Consider the following 24,938-nt stretch of genomic DNA (forward strand, 5'->3'; position numbering starts at 1 on the left):
ACGATGCAGGGGAGATGTCTTCTGGCGACACGCGCGACAGCACGTTGCTGGGAGGGGAGCGCGATGACTGCGGTGAAAATGAAAAAGCGGCAGGGCTTTGAGGCCCTGCCGCTGTTTGGCAAGTCAGCGGGAATTCGCTGTGTTCACAGGGGCGGGTGGCTAGCGTCCGCCGTTGACCACCATGTCTGCGATGACACCGCTGGCGATGGCCACGAGCAGGAAGTCACCGCCGACCCCAACCCATTGATAGCCGCGGCGCGGCGGCGGCAGGTGGTAATCGCGATAGTTTTCGACGACGTACTGGCGATCGCGATACTGCTGCGGCATGCGGTCGCCCTTGCGCCAGTCGGGATGCTGCCAGGTATCTTCGGCGGGGCCGCGCGGCGGCGGTCCGCCATGCTGCGGGCCGTGTCCCGGCGGTGGTCCGCCGTGTTGCGGGCCATGACCCGGCGGCGGACCTCGGTGATCGTCCGGACGCCCTTGCGGCGGACCGCCCTGGGCGAGGGCGAGGGTGGATGACACCGCCAGAGCGGCGGCGAGACACATCGACAACGTCTTGCGCATCTTCATTCTTGCACTCCTTTTCGTGAGATCTAGCGACCGCACGCGGGGGAAGCATTCGAGATGACTTGCCAGTAACGGCTGCCAGTCAGACGCACTGCATACGCAATGCGCGTGAGGGCAACCGTAGGGCCATCCTACCATCGCAGCATAAAAAAGAGCCCGGGCATGTCGGACGTCGATTGACATCGGACAGACACCGGGCAAGCAGGGACGCAGGGAAGAAACTGTTAAAACGGGGTGCCGCTATACCAAGCAGAGGAGCATCGAAACCGGCGGCGCGCATGGCGCGCAATGGGAGGGGGCAACTCCACGCGCCGCTCGCCTTGGGGGACACGAGGACGGCCGCCGGCCCGATGCTTTCGGTTGGCTACGGGGCTAAATCACTTCACTTGCATTTACGTCTTTTCATCACTTATCGAGCGGCGACGGTGGCGGGATTCACCACAGCCGCCACCGGCGCCGCTGCGTCAGGCGCAGGCTGTGCCGCTGGCACATCACCCCACCCGCCACCCAGCGCGCGGATCAAGTTGACGGTCGATACGGCTTGCGCACCGGCCAACTGCACCGCGCTGCGCTGCGCCTGCAACACCGTGCGCTCGGCATCGATGACATCCAGATACGCAATCGAGCCTTCCTTATATTGCGTGCGCGAGAGTTGCGCGGCACGATTCGACGCCTTCACGGCATCGTCCTGCGCGCGCGTCTGCTCGGCAAGCAAGCGCAGGTTCGACAGGTTGTCTTCAACATCACGGAATGCCACGAGCACTTGCTGGCGATAGTTCGCGACATCTTCTTCGTACTGCGCACGGGCACGCGACAGATTGCCGCTGCGCGCGCCGCCGTCGAAGATTGGCAACGAGAGCAAACCGCCCACGGCCGGGCCGAGCAAGAACGTACGGCTCGACCAGTTGAACAAGTCACCCAACGTTGCCGCCTCGAACCCGCCCGAACCCGTCAACGACAGCGACGGGAAGAACGCGGCCTTCGCCACACCGATACGCGCATTGGCGGCTGCCATCGCACGTTCCGCCGCCGCGATATCCGGGCGGCGCTCCAGCAGGGCAGAAGGCAGACCAGCCGGAATCCGCACGTTCACCGGCACCAGCGGCGTCGGCGTGTACGAGAACTCCGCAGGCGTCTTACCCAGCAGAATCGCGAGGCTATGCTCCGACGCGGCACGAAGGCGCGCCACGGCCAGCGAATCCGATTGGGCCGTGGCCAATTCAGCCTTGGCGCGCGCCACGTCCAACTCGTCGATATCGCCTTCCGTGAAACGACGCTGCACCAACTTCAGGGCATCCTCACGCAACTTCACGGTCTGCGTGTACAGCGCTTGTTCAGCGTCGAGCTCACGCAGGTTGAAGTAGTTCTGCGCCACGTCGGCCTGCAAGGCGAGCTGCACCGAACGGTACAGCGCTTCGCTTTGCTCGGCGTCCGCACGGGCCGCAGCGACGTTATCCGACACGCGCCCGAACAGATCCACTTCGTAGCCCACGCTCGCCTGTGCACGCCACAGCGTGTACGGCGCGATGTTGTTGCCGTCCGGCTGCAACTGCGAAGCGGGCGAGATCTTCTGACGCGTCGGGCCGAAGCCCGCATCGAGCGTCGGGAAGAGGGCGGCGCGAGCCTGACGCTGCACGCCGCGCGCTTCCTTCACACGCGCCGCCGCCGCCGCCAGATTCTGGTTGGCCGCGAGCGCGTCGTCTTCGAGCTTGTCGAGCGTCGCGTCGCCGAACACCTTCCACCATTCACCGCGCGCCACCGCTTCCGACGGCTGCGCGGTCTTCCACGTGCCCGCGTCGGCAGCCGACAGCGGAGCGTCTTCCTTGAACGCCGTCGGCGTGCCTTTATCGGTCACCTTCGGCACTTCATACGTGGGGGCCATCGAGCAGCCCGCCACCACCAGCAGCGTGGCGAGCAAGCCCGAAACACCCAGACTGCGTTTAATCCATTGCGATTGCATGATTGGCATCCTTCAGACTTCGGCCTTGACGTTGGTGGGCATGGTCGACGCGTGCGCACTATGCAGCGGCTTCTTGCCAGCCAGCGTACGCAGCAGCACGTAGAACACCGGCGTCAGCACCAGACCGAATCCGGTCACGCCGATCATGCCGAAGAACACGGCCACACCCATGGCATGACGCATTTCCGAACCCGCGCCGGTCGACATCACCAGCGGCACCACACCCATGATGAACGCGATAGACGTCATCAAAATCGGGCGCAGACGCAGTCGGCTTGCTTCAATGGCCGCAGCCACGGCCGTACGGCCTTGCATTTCCAGTTCCCGCGCAAATTCCACGATCAGAATCGCGTTCTTCGCCGACAACCCCACCAGCACCATCAAACCGATCTGCGTGAAGATGTTGTTATCCCCGCGCGTCAGCCACACACCGAACAGCGCAGACATGATGCTCATCGGCACGATCATGATCACGGCCAGCGGCAGCGTCAGGCTCTCGTACTGCGCAGCGAGCACCAGGAACACCAGCAGCACCGAGATCGGGAACACCCACAGCGCCGAGTCGCCCGCCAGAATTTGCTGATACGTCAGGTCGGTCCATTCGAACTTCACACCGCGCGGCAGGGTTTCAGCAGCAATCTTCTCGACCGCAGCCTGTGCCTGACCCGACGAGTAACCCGGAGCCGGGCCTCCGTTGATGTCAGCCGCCGTGTAGCCGTTGTAGCGCACCACCATTTCCGGGCCATACGTCGGCGTGACCTTCACCAGCGACGACAGCGGCACCATGTCTCCCGAGCTGTTACGCGTCTTGAGCAGGCCGATATCGTCGGCGTGGGCACGGAACGGCGCATCGGCCTGCACTCGCACCTGATACACGCGGCCGAACTTGTTGAAGTCGTTCACGTACAGCGAGCCGAGGTAAATCTGCATGGTGTCGAACACGTCGGTGATCGGCACGCCGAGCTGCTTGGCCTTGATACGGTCGAGATCCACGTTCAGTTGCGGCACGTTGATCTGGTACGACGAGAACGTCGGGCCCAGCTCCTTCGTCTGCGAGGCCTTCTTGATGAACGCTTGCGTCGCATCGTTGAGGGCTTCGTAGCCGAGCGCGCCACGGTCTTCCACTTGCAGCTTGAAACCGCCGAGCGTACCCAGACCCATCACCGGCGGGGGCGGGAACACGGCGATGAACGAGTCCTTGTTCTTCTGGTACTCCGCATTCAACTTGGCGGCGATCGCAGCGGCCGACAGCGACTTGTCCTTACGCTGGTCGAACGGCTTGAGCGTGACGAACACGATGCCTGCCGACGACGAGTTGGTGAAGCCGTTGACGGACATCCCCGGGAACGACACAGCGCTCTTCACGCCAGGCGTCTTCAGTGCGATTTCCGACATGTCGCGGATCACCTTGTCGGTGCGATCGAGCGACGCGCCGTTGGGCAATTGGGCAAACGCGATCAGGTATTCCTTATCCTGCGCAGGCACGAAGCCACCCGGGACCACCTTGCCAAGCAGCACCGTGATGCCGATCAGTACCGCGAAGAGCGCCATCATGACGGCCTTGCGACCGATCACGCGGGTCACACCCTGACCGTACTTCTCCGAGCCGCGATGGAACACGCGGTTGAACGCACCGAAGAAGCCACCGAGATAGCGGTTCATCTGACGCGTCAGCCAGTCGGGCTTGGCGTGATGGTCCTTGAGCAGCAGGGCGGCCATGGCCGGCGAGAGCGTCAGCGAGTTGAAGGCCGAGATCACCGTCGAGATGGCGATGGTCATGGCGAACTGCTTATAGAACTGACCCGTCAGGCCCGACATGAACGCCAGCGGCACGAACACGGCCACGAGCGTGAGCGCAATCGCGATAATCGGACCGCTCACTTCCCGCATGGCCTGATACGTCGCTTCCTTCGGCGAGAGACCGGCAGCGATGTTCCGCTCGACGTTTTCCACCACCACGATCGCATCGTCCACCACGATACCGATCGCCAGCACCATCCCGAACAACGACAACGCGTTGATCGAATAACCGAAGCCGAGCAGCAGGGCGAACGTACCGACGATCGACACCGGCACCGCGAGCAGCGGGATGATCGACGCGCGCCACGTTTGCAGGAACACGATCACCACCAGCACCACCAGCGCAATGGCTTCGAGCAGCGTGTGCACCACGGCCGAGATCGACGAACGCACGAACTGCGTCGGGTCGTACTCGATGCGGTATTCCACGCCCGGCGGCATATCTTTTTGCAGGTCAGCCATCGCTGCGCGGACGTCGTCCGAGATTTGCAGCGAGTTCGCGCCCGGCGACTGGTTGATACCCAGACCCACCGCAGGCTTGTTGTCGAGCAACGAGCGCAGGCTGTACGACGACGCGTCGAGTTGCACGCGGGCCACATCGCCCAGATGCGTCACGGCACCGTCAGGCGAGGTCTTCAGGATGATGTTGCGGAACTCTTCTTCCGTGTTCAGACGGCCACGCGCATTCACGTTCAGTTGCAGCGGGGTATTCGGGCCAGCCGGGGTCGCGCCGATCACACCGGCCGCCACCTGCACGTTCTGCTCGCGGATTGCCTTCACGACATCCGAAGCCGTCAGGCCGCGCTGGGCAACCTTGGCCGGATCGAGCCACACACGCATCGAGTAGTCGCCAGCACCCCACAACTGCACTTCACCGACGCCCTTGATACGCGAGAGGCGATCCTTGACGTTGATGAGCGCGTAGTTGCGCAGGTAGGTCATGTCGTAGCGATCGTTCGGCGAGATCAGGTGCACCACCATCGTGAGCGTCGGCGACGACTTGATGGTCGTCACGCCAAGACGCTGCACGTCGTCCGGCAGGCGCGGCAGCGCTTGCGAGACACGGTTTTGCACGAGCTGCTGCGCCTTGTCCGGGTCGGTGCCCAGACGGAAGGTCACGGTCGTGGTGAGGTTGCCGTCGCTGTTGGCTTGCGACTGCATGTACAGCATGTTTTCCACACCGTTGATCTGCTCTTCGAGCGGCGAAGCCACCGTCTCAGCGATCACCTTCGGGTTGGCGCCGGGGTATTGGGCGTGCACGACGACCGACGGCGGTACCACTTCCGGGTATTCCGAAATCGGCAGCTGGAACACGGCGATTAAGCCGGCCAGCAGCGTGATGACCGAGAGCACCCCTGCGAAGATAGGTCGGTCGATAAAGAATTTTGAGATGTTCATTACGAAACTCTGTGGTGTCGTTCAGCGTGTAATTCGTGACGGTGCCTGGTCCGCATTACGAGCGCTTCGCCGTCGTGTCGGCCGAAGCCGATTTAGCGGCCGGTTGAGCGGCTGAATGCGCGGCTGAATTCGCGGCTGCGGCCTTCGCCGGGGCTTTTGCGTCGTTCTGCGAAGTCGTCTGCGGGGCGGCATTCACTGCGCTCGCGGGGTTGGCGGCCAGTGCCGGGGCCACGATGTCGTGTGCGTCGCCGGTGTCGCCTGCCATCTTCACGGCCTTCGGCGTGACCGGGTCACCCGGGCGCACGCGTTGCAGACCGTTGACGACAATGCGCTCGCCTTCCTTCAGGCCACCGGCAATCTCGACGAGCCCGCCATGGCGCTCGCCCAATTGCACGTCGCGGTACTGCACCTTGTTGGCGTTGTCGACCACGAGCACGAACTTCTTGCTCTGGTCGGTGCCGACGGCGGCTTCGTCCACGAGCAGGGCCGGGTGCGGCTCGCCGCCACCGACGCGAATGCGTGCATACAGGCCCGGGACGAGTGCGCCATCGGCGTTGTCGAAGCGAGCGCGCACGCGGATCGTGCCCGACGTGGTGTCGAAGCGGTTATCGACCGAGTACACCGTGCCCTTACGCGAGAAGCCAGACTCGTTGGCGAGACCGAGATCGACCGGCACGCTGCTCGTTTTGGCCGTGTCGCGCGAGAGGTAGCGCAGGTACGTCTGCTCATCCACATCGAACGAGGCGTAGATCGGCGAGACCGACACCACGGTGGTCAGCGCAGGCGATTGCGCACCTGCCGACACGGTGTTGCCCACGGTGATTTCCGCACGCGAGACGCGTCCGGCCACCGGTGCCACGATCTGCGTGTAACCGAGATTGATGCGTGCGGTTTCGAGCGCAGCGCGCGCGGCCTTCACGTTGGCGACGGCTTCACGTGCGGCGTTTTCCTTCTGATCGAAGTCCTTCTTCGCGATGGCGTTATCCGCGATCAGTCGGTTAGCGCGAGCGAGATCGGTGCTGGTGAAGACGTCGCGCGCTTGTGCCGAAGCCAGTTGCGCTTCGGCGCGATCGACTTCCGCCGCATACGGGCGCGGGTCGATGGTGAAGAGCGCGTCGCCCTTCTTCACGAGCTGACCGTCCTTGAAATGAACGGCGGTGATGGTGCCTGACACGAGCGGCTTGATATCGACGCGATCGACTGCGTCGAGCCGGCCGGAGTAGCTTTGCCAGTCGGTCACCGTGCGCGAGATCACGTTGGCAACGTCGACTTCGACAGTCGGCATGACTTGGGCGGCCGGCGGCGTGCTGGCATCGACACGCACGACAGTGAGCGTGCCGAGAGCCACGAGCGCCAGCGTAGCGGCGGCGGCGATGATGACGGGTTTGCGAGCGAGGGTGGTCATTATTCAAATCTCCGGAACGGATGGACTCACTGGGTAGAGCCAGCGGCAGGCGGTGCCAGCCGGCGTGTCAGGAAGGCGGCTACCTCGCGCAATGCAGCGGGCAAGGCGGCCAGGCCGTGATGGGACGCGCTCAAATGGCGCGTGACTTGCGTCGGCACGCCGGCCGCGATGAGTTCGGCAGCGTATTTTTCAGCTTCGACGTGGAGCAGGTCGTGTTCGGCAGAGGCGATCAGCGTGGGCGGCAACCCCCCCAGACGACGCGATTCGAGCGGTGCGGCATACGGATGCAAGCGCTGCGTGGCATGCGGCAGATAAGCGCGATAGCACTTGGCGCATTCGCTGGCTTCGATGTCGCTGGGCGTGCGGGCATTGGCCAGCCGCGTCATGCTCGGGTCGAGCAGCGGGGCGAGCAGGGCTTGCGCCGAGATCGTGACTTCACCGCGGTCGCGGGCAATCATCGTGAGCGACGTGGCGATGTTGCCGCCCGAGTCGTGACCGGCCACCGCCAGACGGCGCGGGCTGGCGCCATAGCGGCGGGCGTGGCGTTGCACCCAGAGGGCGGCGCACCAAGCGTCTTCCGGCGCGGCGGGGAACGGGAATTCGGGGGCCAGCGAGTAGGCGACCGACACCACCAGCGCAGGCACGTGCGTGGCGAGGTAACGGGCGGCGGCGTCGCCGTCGTCGAGCGTGCCCGTGCAGAAGCCGCCGCCGTGGAAATACAACACGGTGGGCAGGTGCGCTTCGAGCGGCACGACAACGCCGGCCTCGCCCGTCTGGGCGGGATGGCTATCTTTGGCAGCTTTCGCCGACTTCCCGGGCTTCGCCACCGGACGGTACAGGCGCAGCGTCAGCGGGCCGACATGGCCGGCAATGCTGACATCTTCGATGCGCAGTCCGTCGCTGGTTTGGCTGGCGTGGCCCGATTGCGACTTGGCGTTAGCAGACATATTGGCTTCGGGGTCGCGTGAGCGACGCCCCTCTGGTGACTTTCGATGGAGCGAAGTCTAGAGGCCACGCACATTGGGATAAACGCCTATAATTTGGCAACACTGTTCGGTCAGTTCGACTAATCGGCGCCCGCCTTGTGGTTATTGGCTTATGCCGCCGACCAATATGCTTATATTTTTGCGATTGGCGTGAAAACGTCGGCTTGACCAGTGCAACAGCGTTTTCACTGGGGAAAACATCATGGATCGCTTGCAAGCGATGCAGGTCTTCACGCGGGTGGTCGAGGCGAACAGCTTCTCGCGCGCCGCCGACAATCTCGGCATGCCGCGCACTTCCGTGACCACCATCATCCAAAATCTCGAGGCGCATCTGGGCACGCGGCTGTTGCAGCGCACGACCCGGCGGCTTAACCTCACCCCCGACGGCGCGGCGTACTACGAGCGCTGTCTGCGCATTCTGGCGGACATTGAGGAGACGGAATCGTCGTTCCGGGAGAGCAGCCAGCGCGTGCGTGGCAAGTTGCGCGTCGACATGCCGGGCTCGCTCGGCAAGCTCGTGGTGCTACCGGCGCTGTGCGAATTTCACGACCGCTATCCCGAAATCGAATTGATGGTCGGCATGGGCGACAAGCCCGTCGATCTGATTCAGGAAGGGGTGGACTGCGTGCTGCGCGTGGGCACGTTGCAGGATTCGAGTCTGGTGGCGCGACGCGTGGGGCTGTTCCAGAGTGTGACGTGTGCGTCGCCGACGTATCTCGAACGCATGGGCATGCCGCATACGCTGGAGGATCTGCAACGGCACACAGCCGTGCATTACTTCTCGAGCCGCACAGGCCGGGTCATGGACGAGCAGTTTCTCGTCGATGGCAAGGAAGTCGACGTCCAAATGCAAGGTTCGGTCGCGGTGAACGATGCCGAGGCGTATCTGCAACTGGGATTGTCGGGCTTCGGAACGGTGCAGTTGGCGCGCTTCATGGCGCTGCCGTATCTGCAATCTGGGCAACTGGTCGAGATTCTCCATCAATGGAAACCGCCACCCATGCCGATTTCGGCGGTCTATCCGCATAATCGTCATTTGTCGCCCAAGGTGCGGGTATTTGTCGACTTCATCGCTGAACTGTTTGAGCGCTGCCCGCTGCTGCAAGGGCTCGACGAGACGGCTGGCGTGTGCAAACCGACGGTGGCGGCACCCGATGCGGATGTCCGTTGGGCAACGTCGTACGGCACTGAAATGGCGCCGCAAGAGGTGGTGGTTTGACGTTGTCGGCGACGCCGTCGGCGTCGCCAATCACAGCAGTGAAGGTACGCCCGGCGACGATCGCCGACGCCGAGGCGCTGCCCTTCATCGACCGCGACGCGGGACAGATATTCCGTCGGTTTCCTGAGCTTGCGTGGCTCGCGGACGGTGAGGGCATGCCGGTCGAGCGTCATCGGGCGTTTATCGAGAAGGGCGCGGCGTGGGTCGGCGTCGACGAAAACGATACGCCGGTCGGTTTTCTCGATGCCGAAGTCGTGGGCGACGAACTCCATGTGTGGGAAATGTCGGTGCATCGTGACTGGCAAGGGCGTGGTCTTGGTCGGGCGTTGATGGCAGCGGCGGGCGACTATGCGACACGCACGGGACTAGCGGCGCTCACCCTCACGACGTTCCGCGACGTGCCTTGGAACGGGCCGTTTTACGAACGTCTAGGGTTCGCGACAATCCCGTCGACCGAATTGAGCGCAAGGCTCAAGCAAGTCTTGGCGGACGAAGTGGAGGGCGGTTTGCCGGAAGACCGGCGCTGCGCCATGCGGCGCATTCTGTAGAATCACTTTCCCCGACAGTCTTCACCGTGGTGCCGCCGATGGATCTCGACAAATTTCTTGCGCAGGTCACATCGGACGGAGCGATCCCGGGCGTCTCGTTAGCGACCTTGCGCGCAGGCGAGCGGCACATCGAGTGCTATGCAGGGATTCGTGGCGCGCACGACGGTGCCGCCGTCGATGCGCAGACGGTGTTCGAAGCCGCCTCCCTTACTAAGCCGCTCGTTGCCTTCATTGCCCTGCAATTGGTCGACGAGGGGCGACTGGATTTGCATCGCCCCCTCGTCGATATCTGCGGCGAATACGTCCCGCAAGATCCACGCTCACACCGCATCACGGCATTCCACGTTCTCACCCACACCAGCGGCTTACCGAACATCGTTCGTAACGAGGCGCCGCTTCGTACTTACTTCGCACCCGGCGAGCGCTTCAGCTATGGCAGCAGTGCGTTCGCATGGCTTCAACGGGCGATGGAGGCGGTGAGTGGCGCATCGCTGGAAGCGCTCGCACGCCGCCGCGTGTTCGAGCCGTTCGGCATGCAGCGCTCAAGCCTGCATTGGCAAGATCGCTTTGCCGACAATCACGCGCAAGGGCGTGAGTTGGACGGTACGCCTGCGCTGAAACGTCGGTTGACCGAGGCGCAGGCATCGTGGTCGCTGCTCACGACAGCCTCCGACTACATCGCGTTTGTTCAGGCGGCGCTCGCTGGGCGTGGGTTGTCCGACACGAGTCACATGGCGTGGTATGTGCCGAGGGTCAACACGCGGCAAGTCGAGGTCGAGGATTTGCGAGGCGAATTCCCCATCGATCCGGCGGTCGGCTGGGGATTGGGCTGGGGCATCGAGATCGATCAGGGATGCGTCTTCCACTGGGGGAACAGCCCGGGGTTTCGCGCGGTGGTGTTAGCGAATCGCGAGACGCAAGACGCCGTCGTCTGGTTCGCAAATGCCGCGCGAGGCTTGCGTCTCGCGCATACCGTCGTGCCACTGACGGTGCCCGGCGATCATCCGAGTATCAGGTGGCTGAACATCGGGCAGTTGTGATGCTGCGCGACGCGGAGGAATCAACTGCCGGAGAGCGCTTTCGGAATGCTGTACTGCGCGCCGTCGTACTCAAGCGTGACGTTGGCGCTTTTGGCCGTGCTTTCTTTGCTCGCGCAGTCGTTACGCGAGGGCTTGTTCGTCGTGGTGACGGTCTTCTCGCTGACGATCAATTTGGCGTAACCGGCTTTCCCTGCCGGGCCGACGGAGACGGTGCGCGACGTGTCGGAGAAGCTGCCCGCACAGTTGCCATCCCACTCGCCGCCGCCTTGCTGCGTCGACAGATTGTTGACGACCTTGCGCAGCTTTCCGCCATCGACGACATACAAGCTGAGCGTTGTTTGTGAGTACGGATTCACGCGCGACGACCCTTCATAGGTCGCGCGAACGCCAAAGGCGAGTACCTGTGGCGTGAGTCGCCAAGGGGCTGTGTCGAGCGTGAGGCTGCGCAGTTGCACGGCATCCGACGTGATCGCCGACGATTCGAAATTGTGCGCAATGATCTTGCCCGTCTGGCTGTCGGCCACCAGCACTTCCACGTCATAGACCTTGTCGTCATCCGTGCTGCCCTTTTGCGGCAGTGGCAGGACCGCTAGTGTTTGCGCGGGATTCGCGGGCCAGACCTTACATGCCGCCACATCGGTATCGACCGCGCGGCCGGGTTGCAACGTCTGCGCCCATGCCTTGAAGTTGTCTTGGCAATCGGCGTGCGCGAGCAGCGGCGCGCAGAGCAGGGCAGAGGCAAGGAGGGTTCGCATAGGGCGGCGGGCGAGGGGCGACGTGAGAAAGGTGGCTCATTCTACTGGTGCGCGCTATCCACGAATACTGGCAGGCGAGAGACGCTAGCTCTAGCCCTAGCCCTAGCCCTAGCCTCTTACCGCCGCGCGGAATGCGGCCGATAGCGCAGCGATGGTTTCGCGGGCAGGGCCATCTTTGATGCGCGTGTGCAGCAGCACCGGTAAGCGCGGCAAATCGGGTAACCCGAGGCGTGGGCCGACATCGATCGCACCGAACGGAAGCATGCGCGGTGCCAACGCGGCTACGCCCAATCCGGCCATGACGGCCGCGGAGACGGCGGCCACACCACCACCCACGAATATCTCCGTCCAAGGCACGCCGGCGGCATCCAGCATCTTGCCAGCCATCACGCGCACACCGCACGGCTCGGCCAGTGTCGCCACTGGCAGTGGCTCATCGCTGCGATGCTGCCAACCCGGTGCCGCAAACCAGCCGAATTTCTCTTCCGCCAGCACTTCGCCGTCACTACGTCCGTCATGCAGGCGCACGATCACGGTGTCAAATTCGCGGCGGTCAAAGCTCTGAAGCAAGTCGCAGGACGACCCGATGCGAATCTCGATCACCTGCTTCGGGTCTTGCGCATTCATCCGCGCGATGAGCGCGGGTAGTTCCGGTCCCGCGACGTGGTCGCTAATACCGATGGTGAGACGCTGACGCGTGCCCGCGACCGACGAGAGCGCCCGGTCGTGCACCTTGAGCAATTCACGCGCATGCTCCAGAAACGCCGCGCCTTGCACGGAGAGCTCAACGTACCGAGGCGTGCGCTCGAACAGACGAAAGCCGAGCCGATCCTCCAGCCGTTTGAGCTTGAGGCTCACGGCGGCCTGCGTGGTCAGCATCGCTTCAGCGGCGCGCGTGAAACTGCCGAACTCGGCAATGCGCACGAATGCGTCGACAGCATCGAGGTCCAGCGGGCGTCCAATCATATTCAATGCTTATCAGTGAAATAATTGGCGATAGCATATCAAAATAGATAACCTGACGTTGTTCCCACTGCTCATTTCCACAGGAGCCAAGCCATGCCACTCGTCAGCATCTCTCTGCGTGCAGGAAAGCCGGAAGCGTACCGTCAGGCGATTTTCGATAGCGTCTATCAGGCCATGCGCGAAACGTTCAATGTGCCCGAGAACGATCAGTTCATGACCATCAGGGAGCATGACGCCGCCAACTTCCGCTACGACCCGACCTATCAGGGCGTATCGCGCAGCGACGACGTGATGTTTATCCAGATCACCGCCAACAACACGCGAACGCTAGATCAGAAGAAGGCGTTCTACCGACGCTTGGTCGACTTGCTAGGGGAGCGCCCCGGTGTGCGGCCTGACGATGTGTTTATCAGTCTTGTCGAAGTCGCCAAGGAAAACTGGTCGTTCGGCAACGGACTTGCGCAGTACGCCTGACGCCCGCAGACCTTGCGCAGGCGAGTGCGCTTTACAGCGCCTGAAGCCAGTCATGTCCGGGATGCAGTGTGGTTAGCCAATGCCGCAGATCGTCTCTCTCGGACGGCTGCAACTTGGGCCGCGCGAGACGAAAATCGCGTTCGTCTTTCTCGCGGCGGTGCTTCGCTTTGAAGAGCAACACCGCCGCCGGGCACAGATAGGGCACGCCGTCGCCGGTTTTTCGGATCATCTCGACACGTGCACGCCGTAGCTCCGGCGCGCGCTTATACACCCACGTGTCGCGCGTCCCCTGCGTCTCGACCATCATGTCGACGCGCCAGCACCGCTCAGTCAAATCCCCGCCCCACAACTGTGTGATGTCTGCCGCCGGAGACTCCGACGCAGGCAGGTGCTCGACCACGCCATCACGCACCGTGAAGAACACCAACTCCGCCAGCGTGTCCCGGAAGTGACTCACGTCTTCTGGCAGCACGGAAAACTCCAGATCTTCATGTTCACGCGTCTGCGTGCCGTGCCACAGATCTAGCGCCCATCCCCCTACGACGTACCAGTCAGCTGACGTCTCGCCCAATCGCTGCGCGAGCTCGTTGGGTGTCCATGCGTTCCAGGCGTCGTCAGGGAAGGGAGGAATTGGGGCAACTGGGGGGAGAGCGGGCATCGCGTGGGCAGCAGAAATGGCAGATCCCGCATCTTGCCCGAGATCCCGAAAAGCGGAACCCCCAGCTATAACCAATCGATGATGTGCATCCCGAAAGAGTGATATGTATTTTATTTTTTTACAATGTATTCTTTTGTAACGATACGTATACATAAAAAAGTCACAGTTCAGCGGTCCCGCTGTCGGGGGGATCGCATTTTTTGAGGGGTTCACCATGAAATTCCGCGCTGTCTTCAGCGTTGCACTCACGCTGAGCGCGTCCGGCATGTTCGGCGTGCTGACGAATACGGCAACCGCTGCGCCTTCGGCGAGCGAGCAGACTTGCCGTGCCTGCCACGACATGAACGACAAGAAGGTGGGCCCTGCGTTTCGCGCTATTGCTGCGTCGTATCGCGACGATCCGGCGGCGCTGGCGAAGATCAAGAAAAGCATTCTCGAAGGCAGCCAAGGCAAATGGGGCTCGATCCCCATGCCGCCGAACGCACTCGCCGAAGGTGAGGCCGATCGTTTTGCCGCGTGGGTCATGAGTCTCAACAAGTAGTCCTTTGCGGGTGCGCTAATCAGTACCACCCCGCGCTGCCCCCGCATCCCCCAGCAGTCCCCCACACGAACGAACAACGCTCCGGACCCCGCACACGTTGCCGGGCCCCGGGACCACCTTGTCCTGACGCTGCCCACACCCCAACGAGGCGGCGCTCGCACAGGAGGAGACATGTACAAGAAAGCCTGCACTGCGCTGGTGCTCGCGCATTGTTCCGGCGCGTCTTTCGCGCAAACCGGACCGACGTTGTCCGGCGTCGTCGACAGCTACTTCGAAACCATCCGCGCCCAAAACCAGACCACGCCTCGCATGCAAAGCGGTGGTCTCCAAACGTCGCGCTTCGTCTTTCGCGATGTCGAAAAAATTACCGACACGCTCGAAGCGCAAGCGGTGCTCGAATGGCGTTTTCGTGTGAATAACGGCACGCAGCCGGTGCCACCGGCACGTGACACGTACGTTGCGCTCAAGGGTGATTTCGGTCGACTGTTGCTCGGGCGTATGCGTGTGACATCGGCGACCACGTACGGCCGTATCGACCCGACGTACACCGGCAACTACAGCGTCATCACTAACGTCATCGCGTCGTACGAGCGCTGGCTCGAGAACAACACCGTCAAGTATGAGACGCCGAAATGGAATGGCTTTCAGGTGATCTCGTCGCTGTCGCTGGGCAAGCAGGGCGAAAACCTTCAGACCGGCGAGCGGAAAACCAGCGGGCAGGGCACCAGTACCGGGCTGCGCTATTCGACGGGGCCATGGTTCGCGTCGCTGGTCTACGACAACTTCAATAACGCCAAGCCCGGCGAAAGCATGCAGGACGTGTGGCTCGTCGGCGAATACTGGATTCACGGGCAATACAAGATCACTGCCGCTGTACACCGCTACTCCGGCATCTACACGTCGGGCAAGCCGTCGCAGCAGGGCTTCGACTGGCAGCTCGGCGGGCGTTATCAATTCACCGCCGCCGACGAACTGGTGGTGTCGCTGGTCAATCGCAACGAGAGCGGCGGCTCGAACGGGGACGCGACCGGGCTGTATGTCGGTATCGAGCACAGCCTCTCGAAGCGCACGCGACTCTATGCAAGCTATGCGCGCATCAACAATCGCGGCAACAGCAGATACGCGCTGGCATTCGATATGACCCCGCTGCCCGGTGAAAACACGAGCGCCGTGGCGTTGGGCATCAGTCATGCCTTCTGAGGGGAGCTTAACCATGAACGATTCAATGACCGCTTGCGGTCGGACGGTGCGCATGGCGGCACCTGCTGCGCAGAAGGCGATCAAGGCGCTCAAATGGCTACCGTATGCCGTCGCCGCATGCCTGAGCGCGAACGCATGGGCCGCTCCGGCGCAGCGCCCGAATATCCTGATGATCCTCGCCGACGATCTCGGGTATTCCGATGTCGGTGCATTCGGTGGAGAAATCCGCACGCCGAATCTGGACGCGCTCATCGCGTCGGGCCGGATTCTGACGAACTTCCACGTCGCGCCCAGTTGCTCGCCCACGCGCGCCATGTTGCTCTCGGGGGCCGATCACCATCTGTCCGGACTGGGCACGATGGCCGAGACGTTGCAGATCTATCAGGTCGGACAGCCGGGATACGAGGGCTATCTCAACGAGCGTTCGCTCTCGATTGCCAGTCTGTTGCGCGACGGCGGTTATCACACGTACATGGTCGGCAAGTGGCATCTCGGACTCACGCCGGGACAAAGCCCGCAGGCGCGCGGTTTCGAATCGTCGTTCGTCCTGTTGCAAGGCGGCGCGGCGCATTTCGGGCCGACACCGGGCAAGATCACTTCGGCTGATCGTGCGTCGTATCGTGAGAACGGTTCCATCGTGCGCCTGCCTGAGAATTTCTATTCGAGCACCGGCTACACCGACAAGCTGATCAATTACATCGAACGCAATCGTGCTGACGGTAAGCCGTTCTTTGCCTATGCCGCCTACACCGCGCCGCATTGGCCGCTGCAAGCGCCGGACGACACTATCGATCACTATCGCGGCCGTTATGACGCCGGGTACGACGTCATTCGCAACGAGCGCCTTGCGCGGCAGAAAGCCTTGGGCATCGTGCCGCGCGATTTCAAACCGGCCGCGCAATTGCCTGTGTCACCGGCGAACCCTGCGTGGGAGCAATTGACGCCCGATCAACGCAAGGTCGAAGCCCGGAAGATGGAGGTGTACGCCGCGATGGTCGAGAGTCTCGATGCCAATATCGGGCGGCTCATCGACTACCTCAAAGCTTCTGGCCAATACGACAACACCTTCGTGTTCTTCGCGTCGGATAACGGCCCGTCGGGGGAGCGCGTGGATGTGTTCTATCCCGACGGCCCCGATAACGACAACAGTTACGCGAACATGGGCCGCCGCCGTTCCAACATTGCGTTGGGCACACGCTGGGCCGAAGTCAGTGCGACGCCGTTCCGGTTGTTCAAGGGTTATCCGGCGGAAGGGGGCGTGAGCGTGCCCGCGATTGTGCGGATGCCAAGGCAGCACGACGCGCAAGGGCAGGCCTCGCAACTGACCTCGGTACTCGATCTCGCACCGACGTTCCTTCAGTTGGCGGGTGTTGCTAACCCTGGCGGTCGCTATCGCGGCGAGACGGTCAATCCGATGACGGGCACTTCGTTGCTACCGTTGCTAACTGGTACCAAGGCCACGCATTTGCCCGACGACGCGTTGGTCGGCGAGGAGTTTGCCGGTAACCGGTACATCCGCGATAACCGCTGGAAATTGTTGTCGGTGCAGCTCAAGCAAGGGCCGCATCCCGTGTCCGGACCGCCCGATTGGAAGCTCTACGACATGGCGGCGGATCGTGGCGAGACGAGTGACGTCAGCGCAGCAAATCCCGACGTTGTGACCCGCCTGAAGCAGGGATGGCGCGAGTACATGACACGCGTCGGTGTGGTGCTGGCACCGGGCTTGTCGGAGTGAGGGCGATCAATGTGGCGTGGCTGGCGCCGCTCGTCGGTGTGCTGCTGACCGCCGGTGTGGGAGGGTGGTTGTCGGCGCGTGGCGACACGCCGCCAACCGGCGCAGTGGTCTCACGCATTGGCGATGGCCGCGATGGCCCGGCGCGCATGGCGTGGATTCCGGGGCAGCGTTTTGTCATGGGGACCGACAGTCGGCTCGCTCAGCGTAACGAGCGGCCAGCGCATGACGTGAAGGTCAACGGATTTTGGATGGATGTGCACGACGTGACCAATGCGGAGTTCGAGCGATTCGTCGCCGCGACCGGTTACGTGACGACCGCCGAGCGTGCGCCGCGTTGGGACGACCTGAAGGTGCAATTGCCACCGGGCACACCCGAGCCGCCTGCGAGCACGCTTGTCCCGGGCGCGATGGTATTCGTCGGAACGGATCGGCAGGTTTCGCTACAGGATGCAACGCGTTGGTGGCGCTTCGTGCCCGGCGCGAATTGGCGGCATCCGCAAGGGCCGCGCAGCGATCTGACGGGCAAAGCCGATCATCCCGTGGTGCAGGTGTCTTACGACGATGCGCTGGCGTATGCCGCGTGGGTGGGGAAGCGTCTGCCGACAGAGGCAGAGTGGGAAGTCGCGGCGCGTGGCGGACTGGCACAGGCCGATTACGCATGGGGCGACAAAAAGACGCCGGACGGAAAACCGATGGCCAACATCTGGGATGACGATAAGCAGCCGTTTCCCGTGACTAGCACCACGAAAATCGAGGTAGGCACGCGCCCCGTGGGCAGCTTTGCGCCGAATGGTTACGGGCTTTACGACATGGCAGGCAACGTGTGGCAGTGGGTGGCGGATTGGTACGGTGCTGACTACTTCTCGATGCAGGCCAAACGCGGCGGCCGTATCGTCGACCCTCGCGGTCCGCTCGAAAGCTTCGACCCCGACGATGGATCGACGCCGCCCAATGCGCCGAAACGCGTCACACGCGGCGGCTCATTCCTTTGCACCGAGACCTATTGCAGCGGCTACCGCACGAGCGCACGGCGCGGCACTGATCCGCTCAATCCGATGTCGCACATTGGTTTTCGATTGGTGATGACGCCCGAGCAATGGGCCGCGCGTGCGGTTGATAAGCACGAACGGCCTTCCGTTATGCGCTGACCTGCTCGCGCATTCGACGCGCTTCGTCGCGCAGGAACTGTTGGTAATCGTCCAGATCGCCGTCGAAGGGTTCGACGCCGCCGTTCGTGACCAGCCAGAACTCATCACATACGGCACGCAGCAGAGCGCGGTCGTGGCTGACCAGCATCACCGTGCCTTCGAACTCGTTGAGCGCCACGGCCAGCGCCTCGCGGGTGGCCAGGTCGAGGTGGTTGGTGGGCTCGTCAAGCAGCAGCAGGTTAGGACGCTGCCACACGATCATGCACAACACGAGTCTCGCCTTTTCGCCGCCGCTCATCGTGCCCACCTTTTGGTGCACCATGTCGCCGCTAAAGTTGAACGTACCGAGGAAGGTGCGCAGCGATTGTTCGGTGCCACTTTGGCCGGGGGCACGCATCTGAGGCGGCGTGTCGCGTGCGAGGCGAATCATGTGTTCCATCGGCGTGTCGAGCGGGCGCAGCACGTCAAGCTCCTGCTGCGCGAAGTAGCCGATGTTCAGACCCTTGCCTTCGCTGATTTCGCCAGCAATCGGCGTCAGCGCGTGCGCCACCGTCTTCACTAGCGTGGACTTGCCTTGGCCGTTGGCACCCAAAATGCCGATGCGCTGCCCGGCCAGCACGGAGCGGCTGATGCCTTGCACGATGACCGTGGGCGGCGTGCCCGGCGGGGCGTCGCTCGGGGCAGGGTAGCCGAAACTTGCGTCCAGCATCGACAACAGTGGGTTCGGGACGTTGAGGGGTTCCTTGAACTCGAAGTTGAACTCCGCTTCGGCAAGCACGGGTGCCACTTTTTCCATGCGTTCGAGCGCCTTGACGCGGCTCTGCGCCTGTTTCGCCTTCGATGCCTGAGCCTTGAAACGGTCGATGAATTTTTGCAGGTGAGCGATCTTTTCCACCTGCTTGGCCATTGCTGCCTGTTGTAAGACGAGTTGCTCGGCGCGCATGTCTTCGAACTTGCTGTAGTTGCCGCCATAGCGCACGAGCTTGGCATTGTCGACATGCACGGTCACTTGCGTCACCGCGTCGAGAAATTCGCGGTCGTGGCTGATCACTACCAGCGTTCCCTGGTAGCGTTTGAGCCATCCCTCCAGCCAGACCAGTGCGTCGATGTCGAGGTGGTTCGTCGGTTCATCGAGCAGCAGCAGGTCCGACGGACACATGAGCGCGCGCGCCAGTTGCAGTCGCATGCGCCAGCCACCGGAGAAGCTGTTGACCGGCTGATCGAGTTGCGCGGCACTGAAACCAAGGCCCTGAATCAGCGCTTGGGCACGGGCGGGAGCGTCGTGTGCCCCGGCGTCATGGAGATTCATATACGCATGCGCCATGCGCATGCCGTCGTCGCTAGCCTCGGCTGCGGCGACTTCGGCGTACGCGGCCAGCAACACGGTGTCACCCTCGACGACGAAGTCGGTCGCTCCCTGCTCGGTCTCGGGCATATCCTGCGCGACCTGACCCATCTTCCACGAAGCGGGGATCGAGAACTCGCCGCTATCTTCGTGCAGCGTGCCATTGAGAAGGCCGAAAAAGGACGACTTGCCTGCGCCGTTGCGGCCGACAAGGCCAATCTTTTCGCCTGGGGTGAAGGTGACGGACGTGCTGTCGAGCACGACGTTTACGCCGCGACGCAGCGTGAGATTGCGAACGGAAATCATAAGGACCAACTGCGGAGAAGATTGGCATGATAGCCCACCGGACGTGCAGGGCTGGAATCTTCTACGCCACGCGAGCCAATCTGCGGCAACTTATGGGATGCCCGATCCCGATGTAGCGAGCGATCGGTGGTATGCCTTGTTGGTGACGAGGGTGGTGGGTCGTCCTGAACCGGCTCCTTGCTGTCTGCCGACAGAGGCCGAGTGGGAAGTCGCGGCGCGCGGCGGACTGACGCGAGCCGACTACGCATGGGGCGATAAAAAGACGCGGGATCAATGGGCTGCGCGAACTACTCCGGACAGTGCATTGATGAACGTATCCCTTTCGCTATCAGGTATGTAGCTGTGCGGCGGGGGCGGACACCTTCGGTAGCACTTGCGCGGGTGCACCTACCAGGCCTTGACCGGTACTAGTAATTGAAATGGTTACGGTTGCATGGCGCGTCCGTTCGATCACGCGGGAACTGTAATGTCTTGTTCAAGCGGATGTTGTCACGCCGCTCCTAGGAATTTTGGCTTGCGAGTCAGAACTGCCGCGTAAGGTCACGCCACCGTAATGCCCGCTCGGTCAATTTGGTCGCCAAGCCATCGGTGCTGTTATTCGATAATTCGTAGGTATACACAACGTAGATAGAAGCTTAGAAGGAAGCGATTGCCTGTCGTCGGTGGTTGTCGCAGCAAGTGACAAACTGACATTAGTGCGCCACGTTTATATGGGCTCGAACGCAGTGCTTGAACTCATCCGCTAGCGAATTCAAGACGCTACGGGGAGTGTGCGGAACGAGTTGATATAAGATTGCGCAAAGAAAAACTTAAACAATTACGTCGGCCAGATAGATATAACGGAACAACCGGGAACCATGGACGCTAATACGCGCAAACTCGAACGCATTTTTGATCAGACTGTCACATACCAGGTGCCACTATTTCAGCGGCCTTATGTGTGGAATTTGAAAGATAACTGGGAGCCCCTTTGGGAGGACATTCAGTCGCTCCTGGAGAGACATCTGCGTGGTGGCGTCGTCCACCCTCATTTCATGGGGGCAGTCGTCCTTGAACAGCTGCCAAATTCGGCGGGGTCAATTGAAACCCGGCAGGTAATCGACGGGCAGCAGCGATTCACCACCTTGCAGATCTTTTTGATGACGGCGAGGGACCATTCGGCACGCAGCGGTAACAATAAATATCACGAGCGTTTTTTGGACCTGGTCGAAAACAAGAGATCCAAGATCGATCGCGATGAAGAGCTTTACAAGGTCTTGCCGACGAACAGCGATCGTCCCGCGTTCCGACTCGTTCACGCAGCTAGCTCGCCTGACGCGTTGAGGGAATCATTGTCCAACGAGGCGACCCTTGCTGGAGGAAGTCACCGGATTATCGACGCTTACAACTACTTTTACTCGAGCTTGGGCGCATGGCTGTCGGGGGCGCTGGACGATGCTGATGACACTTGTGCACTGAGAGAAAAGTCGATTGATCAGCGCCTCGAAACGCTTTGGCATGTCGTCAAGGAGTGCCTGCAGTTGGTTGTGATCGATCTGGATAAAAACGACGAGACACAGGTCATCTTCGAAACACTGAATGCTCGCGGCGCTGATCTACTTCCGGCGGACTTGATCAAGAATTTTCTTTTTCGAAAGGCGGTAATCCGGGGTGAGGATGTTGAGCTGCTCAACACGAAATACTGGCAGGGCTTTGAGTCCGAGTTTTGGCGCGAGGTGATCAAACAGGGACGCCTGAGCCGTCCAAGAATCGATCTCTTCATCAGCCACTATCTGACCATGATGACAAGGGAGGAGGTGCGCTCAGCACACCTTTTCACGGCATTCAAGGCTTTCGTGAACGACACTGCGTCGTCGACGACTTCCCCGGGGGACTGCTCAAACAGCCCAGCTGCAAGCATAGAGCACTTGGCACGATTCTCCGGCATCTTCCAGAAGTTCTTGAACCCTGGGGAGCACAAGCGTCTCGCGCTCTTCATGCGGCGATTGGAGGCGGTGGATACTGCGACCGTTTTCCCGTTTTTGCTGTACTCCTACGCGGCGCTCATGCCGACTCAGCGGGACGAGTTCGATCGCGTGGTCGCCGTGCTCGAATCGTTTCTGATGCGCAGGTTGATTTGCAATCTCACGCCTAAAAACTACAACCGCCTATTCGTTGATCTTATCAAGGCTGTTGAGAAGGAGGGCGGCGTATCGCGCGAAAGCGTTGAAGCGCAGTTGCGAAAGGGGACGGGTGATAGCACCCGTTTTCCCGACAACGACGAGTTGAGAGTCGCCATATTCCGCCAGCCTTTATACGGACGTTTGGCTCAGTACAAAGTTCGCGCAGTCCTGGAGGCACTCGATGCGTACGCTCACACGTCCAAGACGGAAGCACTCCCGCTCCCATCAGGCCTGACCATCGAACACGTCATGCCGCAGTCGTGGCGCACGCACTGGCCGCTAACGTCGGATTCAGAGGAAGATCCAGTCAAGAAACTAGAATCAACGGCGCTTCGCCAGGAAGCGGTGAACAAGCTGGGGAATCTTACGCTAATCACGAGCAGTCTCAACCCCGCACTGTCGAATTCAGCGTGGAGCGTCAAGCGCCCGGAACTACTTAAGTTTAACAAGCTTAATTTGAGCCAGTATTTCCACGGTGCCGATGCGGATTCGTGGGATGAACAGGCTATTGCTAAACGTACTGAGCATCTTTTTGGACATCTCTTGATGATTTGGCCTGACGTTGCTCGCCAAAAAACGGTTGTCAGAGCGGACACTTAAGTGACGACAGGGCAGACGTCTAGCGAGAAGGGATAATCCATCGAACTTGAACCGGAAGTCCGCTGGCAACAACCGATCGGTGCCAGCGGATCTAACCGGTGGATGCAACGGATTGATGTAGCCGTTTGACGGGAGGATACCCGCGCAGGCCAAAAATCAACACTTCAATATCGTGGAATGCATACCCAGTTCATTAGTAAAGTCGGCACACGGATGTCCGAGCGACGGTACGAGTAGATGCCCCCTCATGGTAGTCAGTCGAAATTCTTGACGGTAGGCGATCGACTCGAGGTCGGAGGCTGGCCACGCAATGGGCAAAAGAATCTCTCGGCGGCTGTGGAAGCGAGTTGGGGTGTGCGTCTGTATAGCCGTCGGGTGTCCGATCACTCCGAAATGCCGTATCTGATTTCATTCTCGGTCGGGATTTCAATACCTAATAGCACCGCCTAGATTTGCGGTCAGGAAGTGCCCGTCTCCGCGTTCATCATTTTTTCTTACTGCCGTTCCCCGAACGACGGCTGGTACGCCTTGTTGGTGCCGAGGGCGCTGGGTCGTCCTGAACTGGCTCCTTGCTATCGTCGCGGTCGTGGTTTGTCGGTGGTTCTGCGTCTGGCTCGTCCCTAGCGTGCCGTCCGCGCTTCTTCGGGCGCTTGGGGATATCCGTATCGCTGGTCTCATCGTCACTTTTCGACTTCACGACGCGTTTCGCGCGCGTGCCGGGTTTGACCGTGTCTTCGGCTTCCTCGTCATCGCTGACTTCCCCTTCTTCATCGACGTCGTCGTGCGCCTCATGCTCGTGCGCATGCGCTCGAGCGTAGTAGGCCTGAAGGTTTTCCTTGGGGTGCCGGGCCTGACCGGTTTTCCAATCGAACGCGTGGTGTGTGCCAATGCGTCCTCCCGCGCCGGTGATGATGCCCGGGTTCCCCTCGTGCCGATAAGACCCCGCGGCCGATAGGCCAAACGACGCCAGACCGGTTTGCGTCGCAAGAAATGAAAAGCTGGGGGGCAGGTGCGCTTCCAACTCGCTCTGATACCTCGCAACCGTGTCTGCCATCTCTTGATTACAACCGCCCCCATAACCACTTTTTCCGTGACTTCCGCATGACGTGCGGTTCTCGACGATGTCGGTTGTCACCGGCGGAAGCCCCAGCGCGGCAATAAGGTCGTCTTCGTCGTCGAGATTGTCGAGATCGATGTCTAGCAACTTCGCCACAGCGCTAAGGTCGCTGGCGTTCTTTTTGACGGCGCCTGTAAAGCCGCGACTATGCACGGCATTGGCTTCCGCATGCGCCGTCCTCCGGCCATCCGGTAGCGTCACGCCCTCAGGCGGCCGCCCCTGTTTAAATATGTGATTCTTGTGGAACTCGAACGGATCAGTGCCGGGCAGATCGTCGAGGGACGTACTGTTTCCGGTGGGACCGAAAACGTGGCGAATATCCCCCGGTCCACTCGTGAGAATGGCGGCATTCGTATCCTTGCCGGTGAACGCCGTGTCCTTCGTAATGCTCGGGGCAGAGGAAGAACTCGGCAGCAGCGCGCTCACCTGATTCCGGTGGACGTGGCCACCGGTGGTCAGCAACGGACCGAAGTGCGCACGGTGTTGATGAAGCGCGAGCGAGGTCGGATCAGTGATGGTCGGCGGCGCGCTCGTCGGCGGCACGAACTGGAAGTTCACCTCCGGGCGCTCCTCGAGTGCACGGGCCGCTTCGGCTTCCTTATCGTCCGCGACCTTCTTTCTCTCGGCGGCCAATGCCTGCTCTTTGGTGTCGAATGTCTGATCTGGCAGTTCAGAGCTGACCCACTTCCGGCCGGGCGTGCGTAATTGCTTGACCGTGCGTTGGATGGGCGCAGCGCCAGAGAACGACTGAAGTGCCGCGAATTGCTGCGTTCGCGGACTTTGGGTGATGAGCTGGTTCAGCTTGCGCTGCGCGACGCCGCGAGGACTGCGATCCTCGAATGTGGTCGCAGTGCCGCCGCACGCACAATGACCCGACGGGTCATGCTGATTGCGCGCTTGCGAATCTCGATCACCGCCATCAAGGTACGTTCCCATGAATCCCCGCCCAGTCGGTCATGTTGTGGACTACGCACGATGCGTGAATCTAACACACGGTGCTGGGTCGGC

Annotated in this window: 19 protein-coding genes and 1 pseudogene; 10 read left to right on the top strand and 10 right to left on the bottom strand. The window is 61.6% G+C overall.

Going from position 1 to position 24,938, the window contains the following annotated elements; all coding sequences use genetic code 11:
* Window positions 1-159: 159 nt before the first annotated feature.
* From ACPWR9_RS08800 to ACPWR9_RS08820, 5 genes are all read right to left on the bottom strand, one after another.
* Window positions 160-570: an RcnB family protein gene (locus ACPWR9_RS08800; protein ID WP_426297306.1), complete on the bottom strand. Its 411-nt coding sequence runs from the start codon at window positions 568-570 to the stop codon at window positions 160-162.
* 406 nt (window positions 571-976) lie between these two features.
* On the bottom strand, window positions 977-2,527 hold the full coding sequence (locus ACPWR9_RS08805; RefSeq protein WP_426297305.1) for an efflux transporter outer membrane subunit: 1,551 nt from the start codon (window positions 2,525-2,527) through the stop codon (window positions 977-979).
* Window positions 2,528-2,539: 12 nt separating this feature from the next.
* Window positions 2,540-5,725 (bottom strand): efflux RND transporter permease subunit, encoded by a 3,186-nt coding sequence (locus ACPWR9_RS08810; RefSeq protein WP_426297304.1) that lies wholly within the window; start codon window positions 5,723-5,725, stop codon window positions 2,540-2,542.
* A 55-nt stretch (window positions 5,726-5,780) separates the two neighbouring features.
* On the bottom strand, window positions 5,781-7,130 hold the full coding sequence (locus tag ACPWR9_RS08815; protein ID WP_426297303.1) for an efflux RND transporter periplasmic adaptor subunit: 1,350 nt from the start codon (window positions 7,128-7,130) through the stop codon (window positions 5,781-5,783).
* Between the two features lie 26 nt (window positions 7,131-7,156).
* Entirely contained in the window at window positions 7,157-8,077 is a 921-nt protein-coding gene (locus tag ACPWR9_RS08820) for an alpha/beta hydrolase (RefSeq protein ID WP_426297302.1), read from the bottom strand.
* Window positions 8,078-8,318: 241 nt separating this feature from the next.
* Between ACPWR9_RS08820 and ACPWR9_RS08825 the strand changes: the two genes are divergently transcribed.
* The 3 genes from ACPWR9_RS08825 to ACPWR9_RS08835 are packed head-to-tail and all read left to right on the top strand — an operon-like array spanning window position 8,319 to window position 10,923.
* Entirely contained in the window at window positions 8,319-9,335 is a 1,017-nt protein-coding gene (locus ACPWR9_RS08825) for a LysR family transcriptional regulator (RefSeq protein WP_150677733.1), read from the top strand.
* The gene (locus ACPWR9_RS08830; protein ID WP_426297301.1) at window positions 9,332-9,883 is read left to right on the top strand and encodes a GNAT family N-acetyltransferase; all 552 of its coding nucleotides are present in this window, start codon (window positions 9,332-9,334) and stop codon (window positions 9,881-9,883) included. Before ACPWR9_RS08825 ends, ACPWR9_RS08830 begins: the two co-directional genes overlap by 4 nt.
* 38 nt (window positions 9,884-9,921) lie before the next feature.
* Window positions 9,922-10,923, top strand: a complete 1,002-nt coding sequence (locus ACPWR9_RS08835) for a serine hydrolase domain-containing protein (protein ID WP_426297300.1) — start codon at window positions 9,922-9,924, stop codon at window positions 10,921-10,923.
* A 20-nt stretch (window positions 10,924-10,943) separates the two neighbouring features.
* On the opposite strand, the gene ACPWR9_RS08840 is transcribed toward ACPWR9_RS08835, so the two are convergent.
* Together ACPWR9_RS08840 and ACPWR9_RS08845 are read right to left on the bottom strand one after the other, a co-directional pair.
* Entirely contained in the window at window positions 10,944-11,678 is a 735-nt protein-coding gene (locus tag ACPWR9_RS08840; RefSeq protein WP_426297299.1) for a hypothetical protein, read from the bottom strand.
* Between the two features lie 108 nt (window positions 11,679-11,786).
* Entirely contained in the window at window positions 11,787-12,644 is an 858-nt protein-coding gene (locus tag ACPWR9_RS08845; protein WP_426297298.1) for a LysR family transcriptional regulator, read from the bottom strand.
* Window positions 12,645-12,737: 93 nt separating this feature from the next.
* Here ACPWR9_RS08845 and ACPWR9_RS08850 point away from each other — a divergent pair, with 93 nt between their 5' ends.
* Window positions 12,738-13,118: a tautomerase family protein gene (locus ACPWR9_RS08850; protein ID WP_426297297.1), complete on the top strand. Its 381-nt coding sequence runs from the start codon at window positions 12,738-12,740 to the stop codon at window positions 13,116-13,118.
* Between the two features lie 31 nt (window positions 13,119-13,149).
* Here the strand turns inward: ACPWR9_RS08850 and ACPWR9_RS08855 are convergent, their stop codons facing one another.
* Window positions 13,150-13,689, bottom strand: coding sequence for a nucleotidyltransferase domain-containing protein (locus tag ACPWR9_RS08855; RefSeq protein ID WP_426297296.1), 540 nt, complete (start codon window positions 13,687-13,689; stop codon window positions 13,150-13,152).
* Window positions 13,690-13,990: 301 nt separating this feature from the next.
* Here ACPWR9_RS08855 and ACPWR9_RS08860 point away from each other — a divergent pair, with 301 nt between their 5' ends.
* From ACPWR9_RS08860 to ACPWR9_RS08875, 4 genes are all read left to right on the top strand, one after another.
* Window positions 13,991-14,317 (top strand): c-type cytochrome, encoded by a 327-nt coding sequence (locus ACPWR9_RS08860; protein WP_426297295.1) that lies wholly within the window; start codon window positions 13,991-13,993, stop codon window positions 14,315-14,317.
* Window positions 14,318-14,488: 171 nt separating this feature from the next.
* Window positions 14,489-15,517, top strand: coding sequence for a porin (locus ACPWR9_RS08865; protein WP_426297294.1), 1,029 nt, complete (start codon window positions 14,489-14,491; stop codon window positions 15,515-15,517).
* Window positions 15,518-15,530: 13 nt separating this feature from the next.
* Window positions 15,531-17,252, top strand: coding sequence for an arylsulfatase (locus ACPWR9_RS08870; protein ID WP_426297293.1), 1,722 nt, complete (start codon window positions 15,531-15,533; stop codon window positions 17,250-17,252).
* Window positions 17,249-18,400 carry a formylglycine-generating enzyme family protein gene (locus ACPWR9_RS08875; protein WP_426297292.1) on the top strand — a complete coding sequence of 384 codons (1,152 nt, stop codon included), beginning with the start codon at window positions 17,249-17,251 and terminating at the stop codon, window positions 18,398-18,400. Before ACPWR9_RS08870 ends, ACPWR9_RS08875 begins: the two co-directional genes overlap by 4 nt.
* Here the strand turns inward: ACPWR9_RS08875 and ACPWR9_RS08880 are convergent.
* Window positions 18,390-20,051, bottom strand: a complete 1,662-nt coding sequence (locus tag ACPWR9_RS08880; RefSeq protein WP_426297291.1) for an ABC-F family ATP-binding cassette domain-containing protein — start codon at window positions 20,049-20,051, stop codon at window positions 18,390-18,392. The two genes, ACPWR9_RS08875 and ACPWR9_RS08880, sit on opposite strands and share 11 nt — an antisense overlap.
* Before the next feature lie 184 nt (window positions 20,052-20,235).
* Between ACPWR9_RS08880 and ACPWR9_RS08885 the strand changes: the two are divergent.
* Both ACPWR9_RS08885 and ACPWR9_RS08890 read left to right on the top strand, forming a co-directional pair.
* Window positions 20,236-20,322: pseudogene (locus ACPWR9_RS08885) on the top strand (SUMF1/EgtB/PvdO family nonheme iron enzyme); the annotation flags it as partial.
* A 586-nt stretch (window positions 20,323-20,908) separates the two neighbouring features.
* Entirely contained in the window at window positions 20,909-22,813 is a 1,905-nt protein-coding gene (locus ACPWR9_RS08890; RefSeq protein WP_426297290.1) for a DUF262 domain-containing protein, read from the top strand.
* Between the two features lie 484 nt (window positions 22,814-23,297).
* On the opposite strand, the gene ACPWR9_RS08895 is transcribed toward ACPWR9_RS08890, so the two are convergent.
* A complete protein-coding gene (locus tag ACPWR9_RS08895; RefSeq protein WP_426297289.1) occupies window positions 23,298-24,866 on the bottom strand; it encodes a hypothetical protein in 1,569 nt (522 codons plus the stop codon).
* Window positions 24,867-24,938: the final 72 nt, after the last annotated feature.

This window comes from Pandoraea pneumonica (genome assembly GCF_049918595.1).
GTDB classification, from domain to species: Bacteria; Pseudomonadota; Gammaproteobacteria; order Burkholderiales; family Burkholderiaceae; genus Pandoraea; species Pandoraea pneumonica_A.

Excerpts from the sequence above, each read along its gene's own strand:
- ACPWR9_RS08800 (WP_426297306.1), bottom strand. The coding sequence starts at position 570 with ATGAAGATGCGCAAGACGTTGTCGATGTGTCTCGCCGCCGCTCTGGCG.
- ACPWR9_RS08805 (WP_426297305.1), bottom strand. The coding sequence starts at position 2,527 with ATGCAATCGCAATGGATTAAACGCAGTCTGGGTGTTTCGGGCTTGCTC.
- ACPWR9_RS08810 (WP_426297304.1), bottom strand. The coding sequence starts at position 5,725 with ATGAACATCTCAAAATTCTTTATCGACCGACCTATCTTCGCAGGGGTG.
- ACPWR9_RS08815 (WP_426297303.1), bottom strand. The coding sequence starts at position 7,130 with ATGACCACCCTCGCTCGCAAACCCGTCATCATCGCCGCCGCCGCTACG.
- ACPWR9_RS08820 (WP_426297302.1), bottom strand. The coding sequence starts at position 8,077 with ATGTCTGCTAACGCCAAGTCGCAATCGGGCCACGCCAGCCAAACCAGC.
- ACPWR9_RS08825 (WP_150677733.1), top strand. The coding sequence starts at position 8,319 with ATGGATCGCTTGCAAGCGATGCAGGTCTTCACGCGGGTGGTCGAGGCG.
- ACPWR9_RS08835 (WP_426297300.1), top strand. The coding sequence starts at position 9,922 with ATGGATCTCGACAAATTTCTTGCGCAGGTCACATCGGACGGAGCGATC.
- ACPWR9_RS08840 (WP_426297299.1), bottom strand. The coding sequence starts at position 11,678 with ATGCGAACCCTCCTTGCCTCTGCCCTGCTCTGCGCGCCGCTGCTCGCG.
- ACPWR9_RS08845 (WP_426297298.1), bottom strand. The coding sequence starts at position 12,644 with ATGATTGGACGCCCGCTGGACCTCGATGCTGTCGACGCATTCGTGCGC.
- ACPWR9_RS08850 (WP_426297297.1), top strand. The coding sequence starts at position 12,738 with ATGCCACTCGTCAGCATCTCTCTGCGTGCAGGAAAGCCGGAAGCGTAC.
- ACPWR9_RS08860 (WP_426297295.1), top strand. The coding sequence starts at position 13,991 with ATGAAATTCCGCGCTGTCTTCAGCGTTGCACTCACGCTGAGCGCGTCC.
- ACPWR9_RS08865 (WP_426297294.1), top strand. The coding sequence starts at position 14,489 with ATGTACAAGAAAGCCTGCACTGCGCTGGTGCTCGCGCATTGTTCCGGC.
- ACPWR9_RS08870 (WP_426297293.1), top strand. The coding sequence starts at position 15,531 with ATGAACGATTCAATGACCGCTTGCGGTCGGACGGTGCGCATGGCGGCA.
- ACPWR9_RS08880 (WP_426297291.1), bottom strand. The coding sequence starts at position 20,051 with ATGATTTCCGTTCGCAATCTCACGCTGCGTCGCGGCGTAAACGTCGTG.
- ACPWR9_RS08890 (WP_426297290.1), top strand. The coding sequence starts at position 20,909 with ATGGACGCTAATACGCGCAAACTCGAACGCATTTTTGATCAGACTGTC.
- ACPWR9_RS08895 (WP_426297289.1), bottom strand. The coding sequence starts at position 24,866 with ATGGGAACGTACCTTGATGGCGGTGATCGAGATTCGCAAGCGCGCAAT.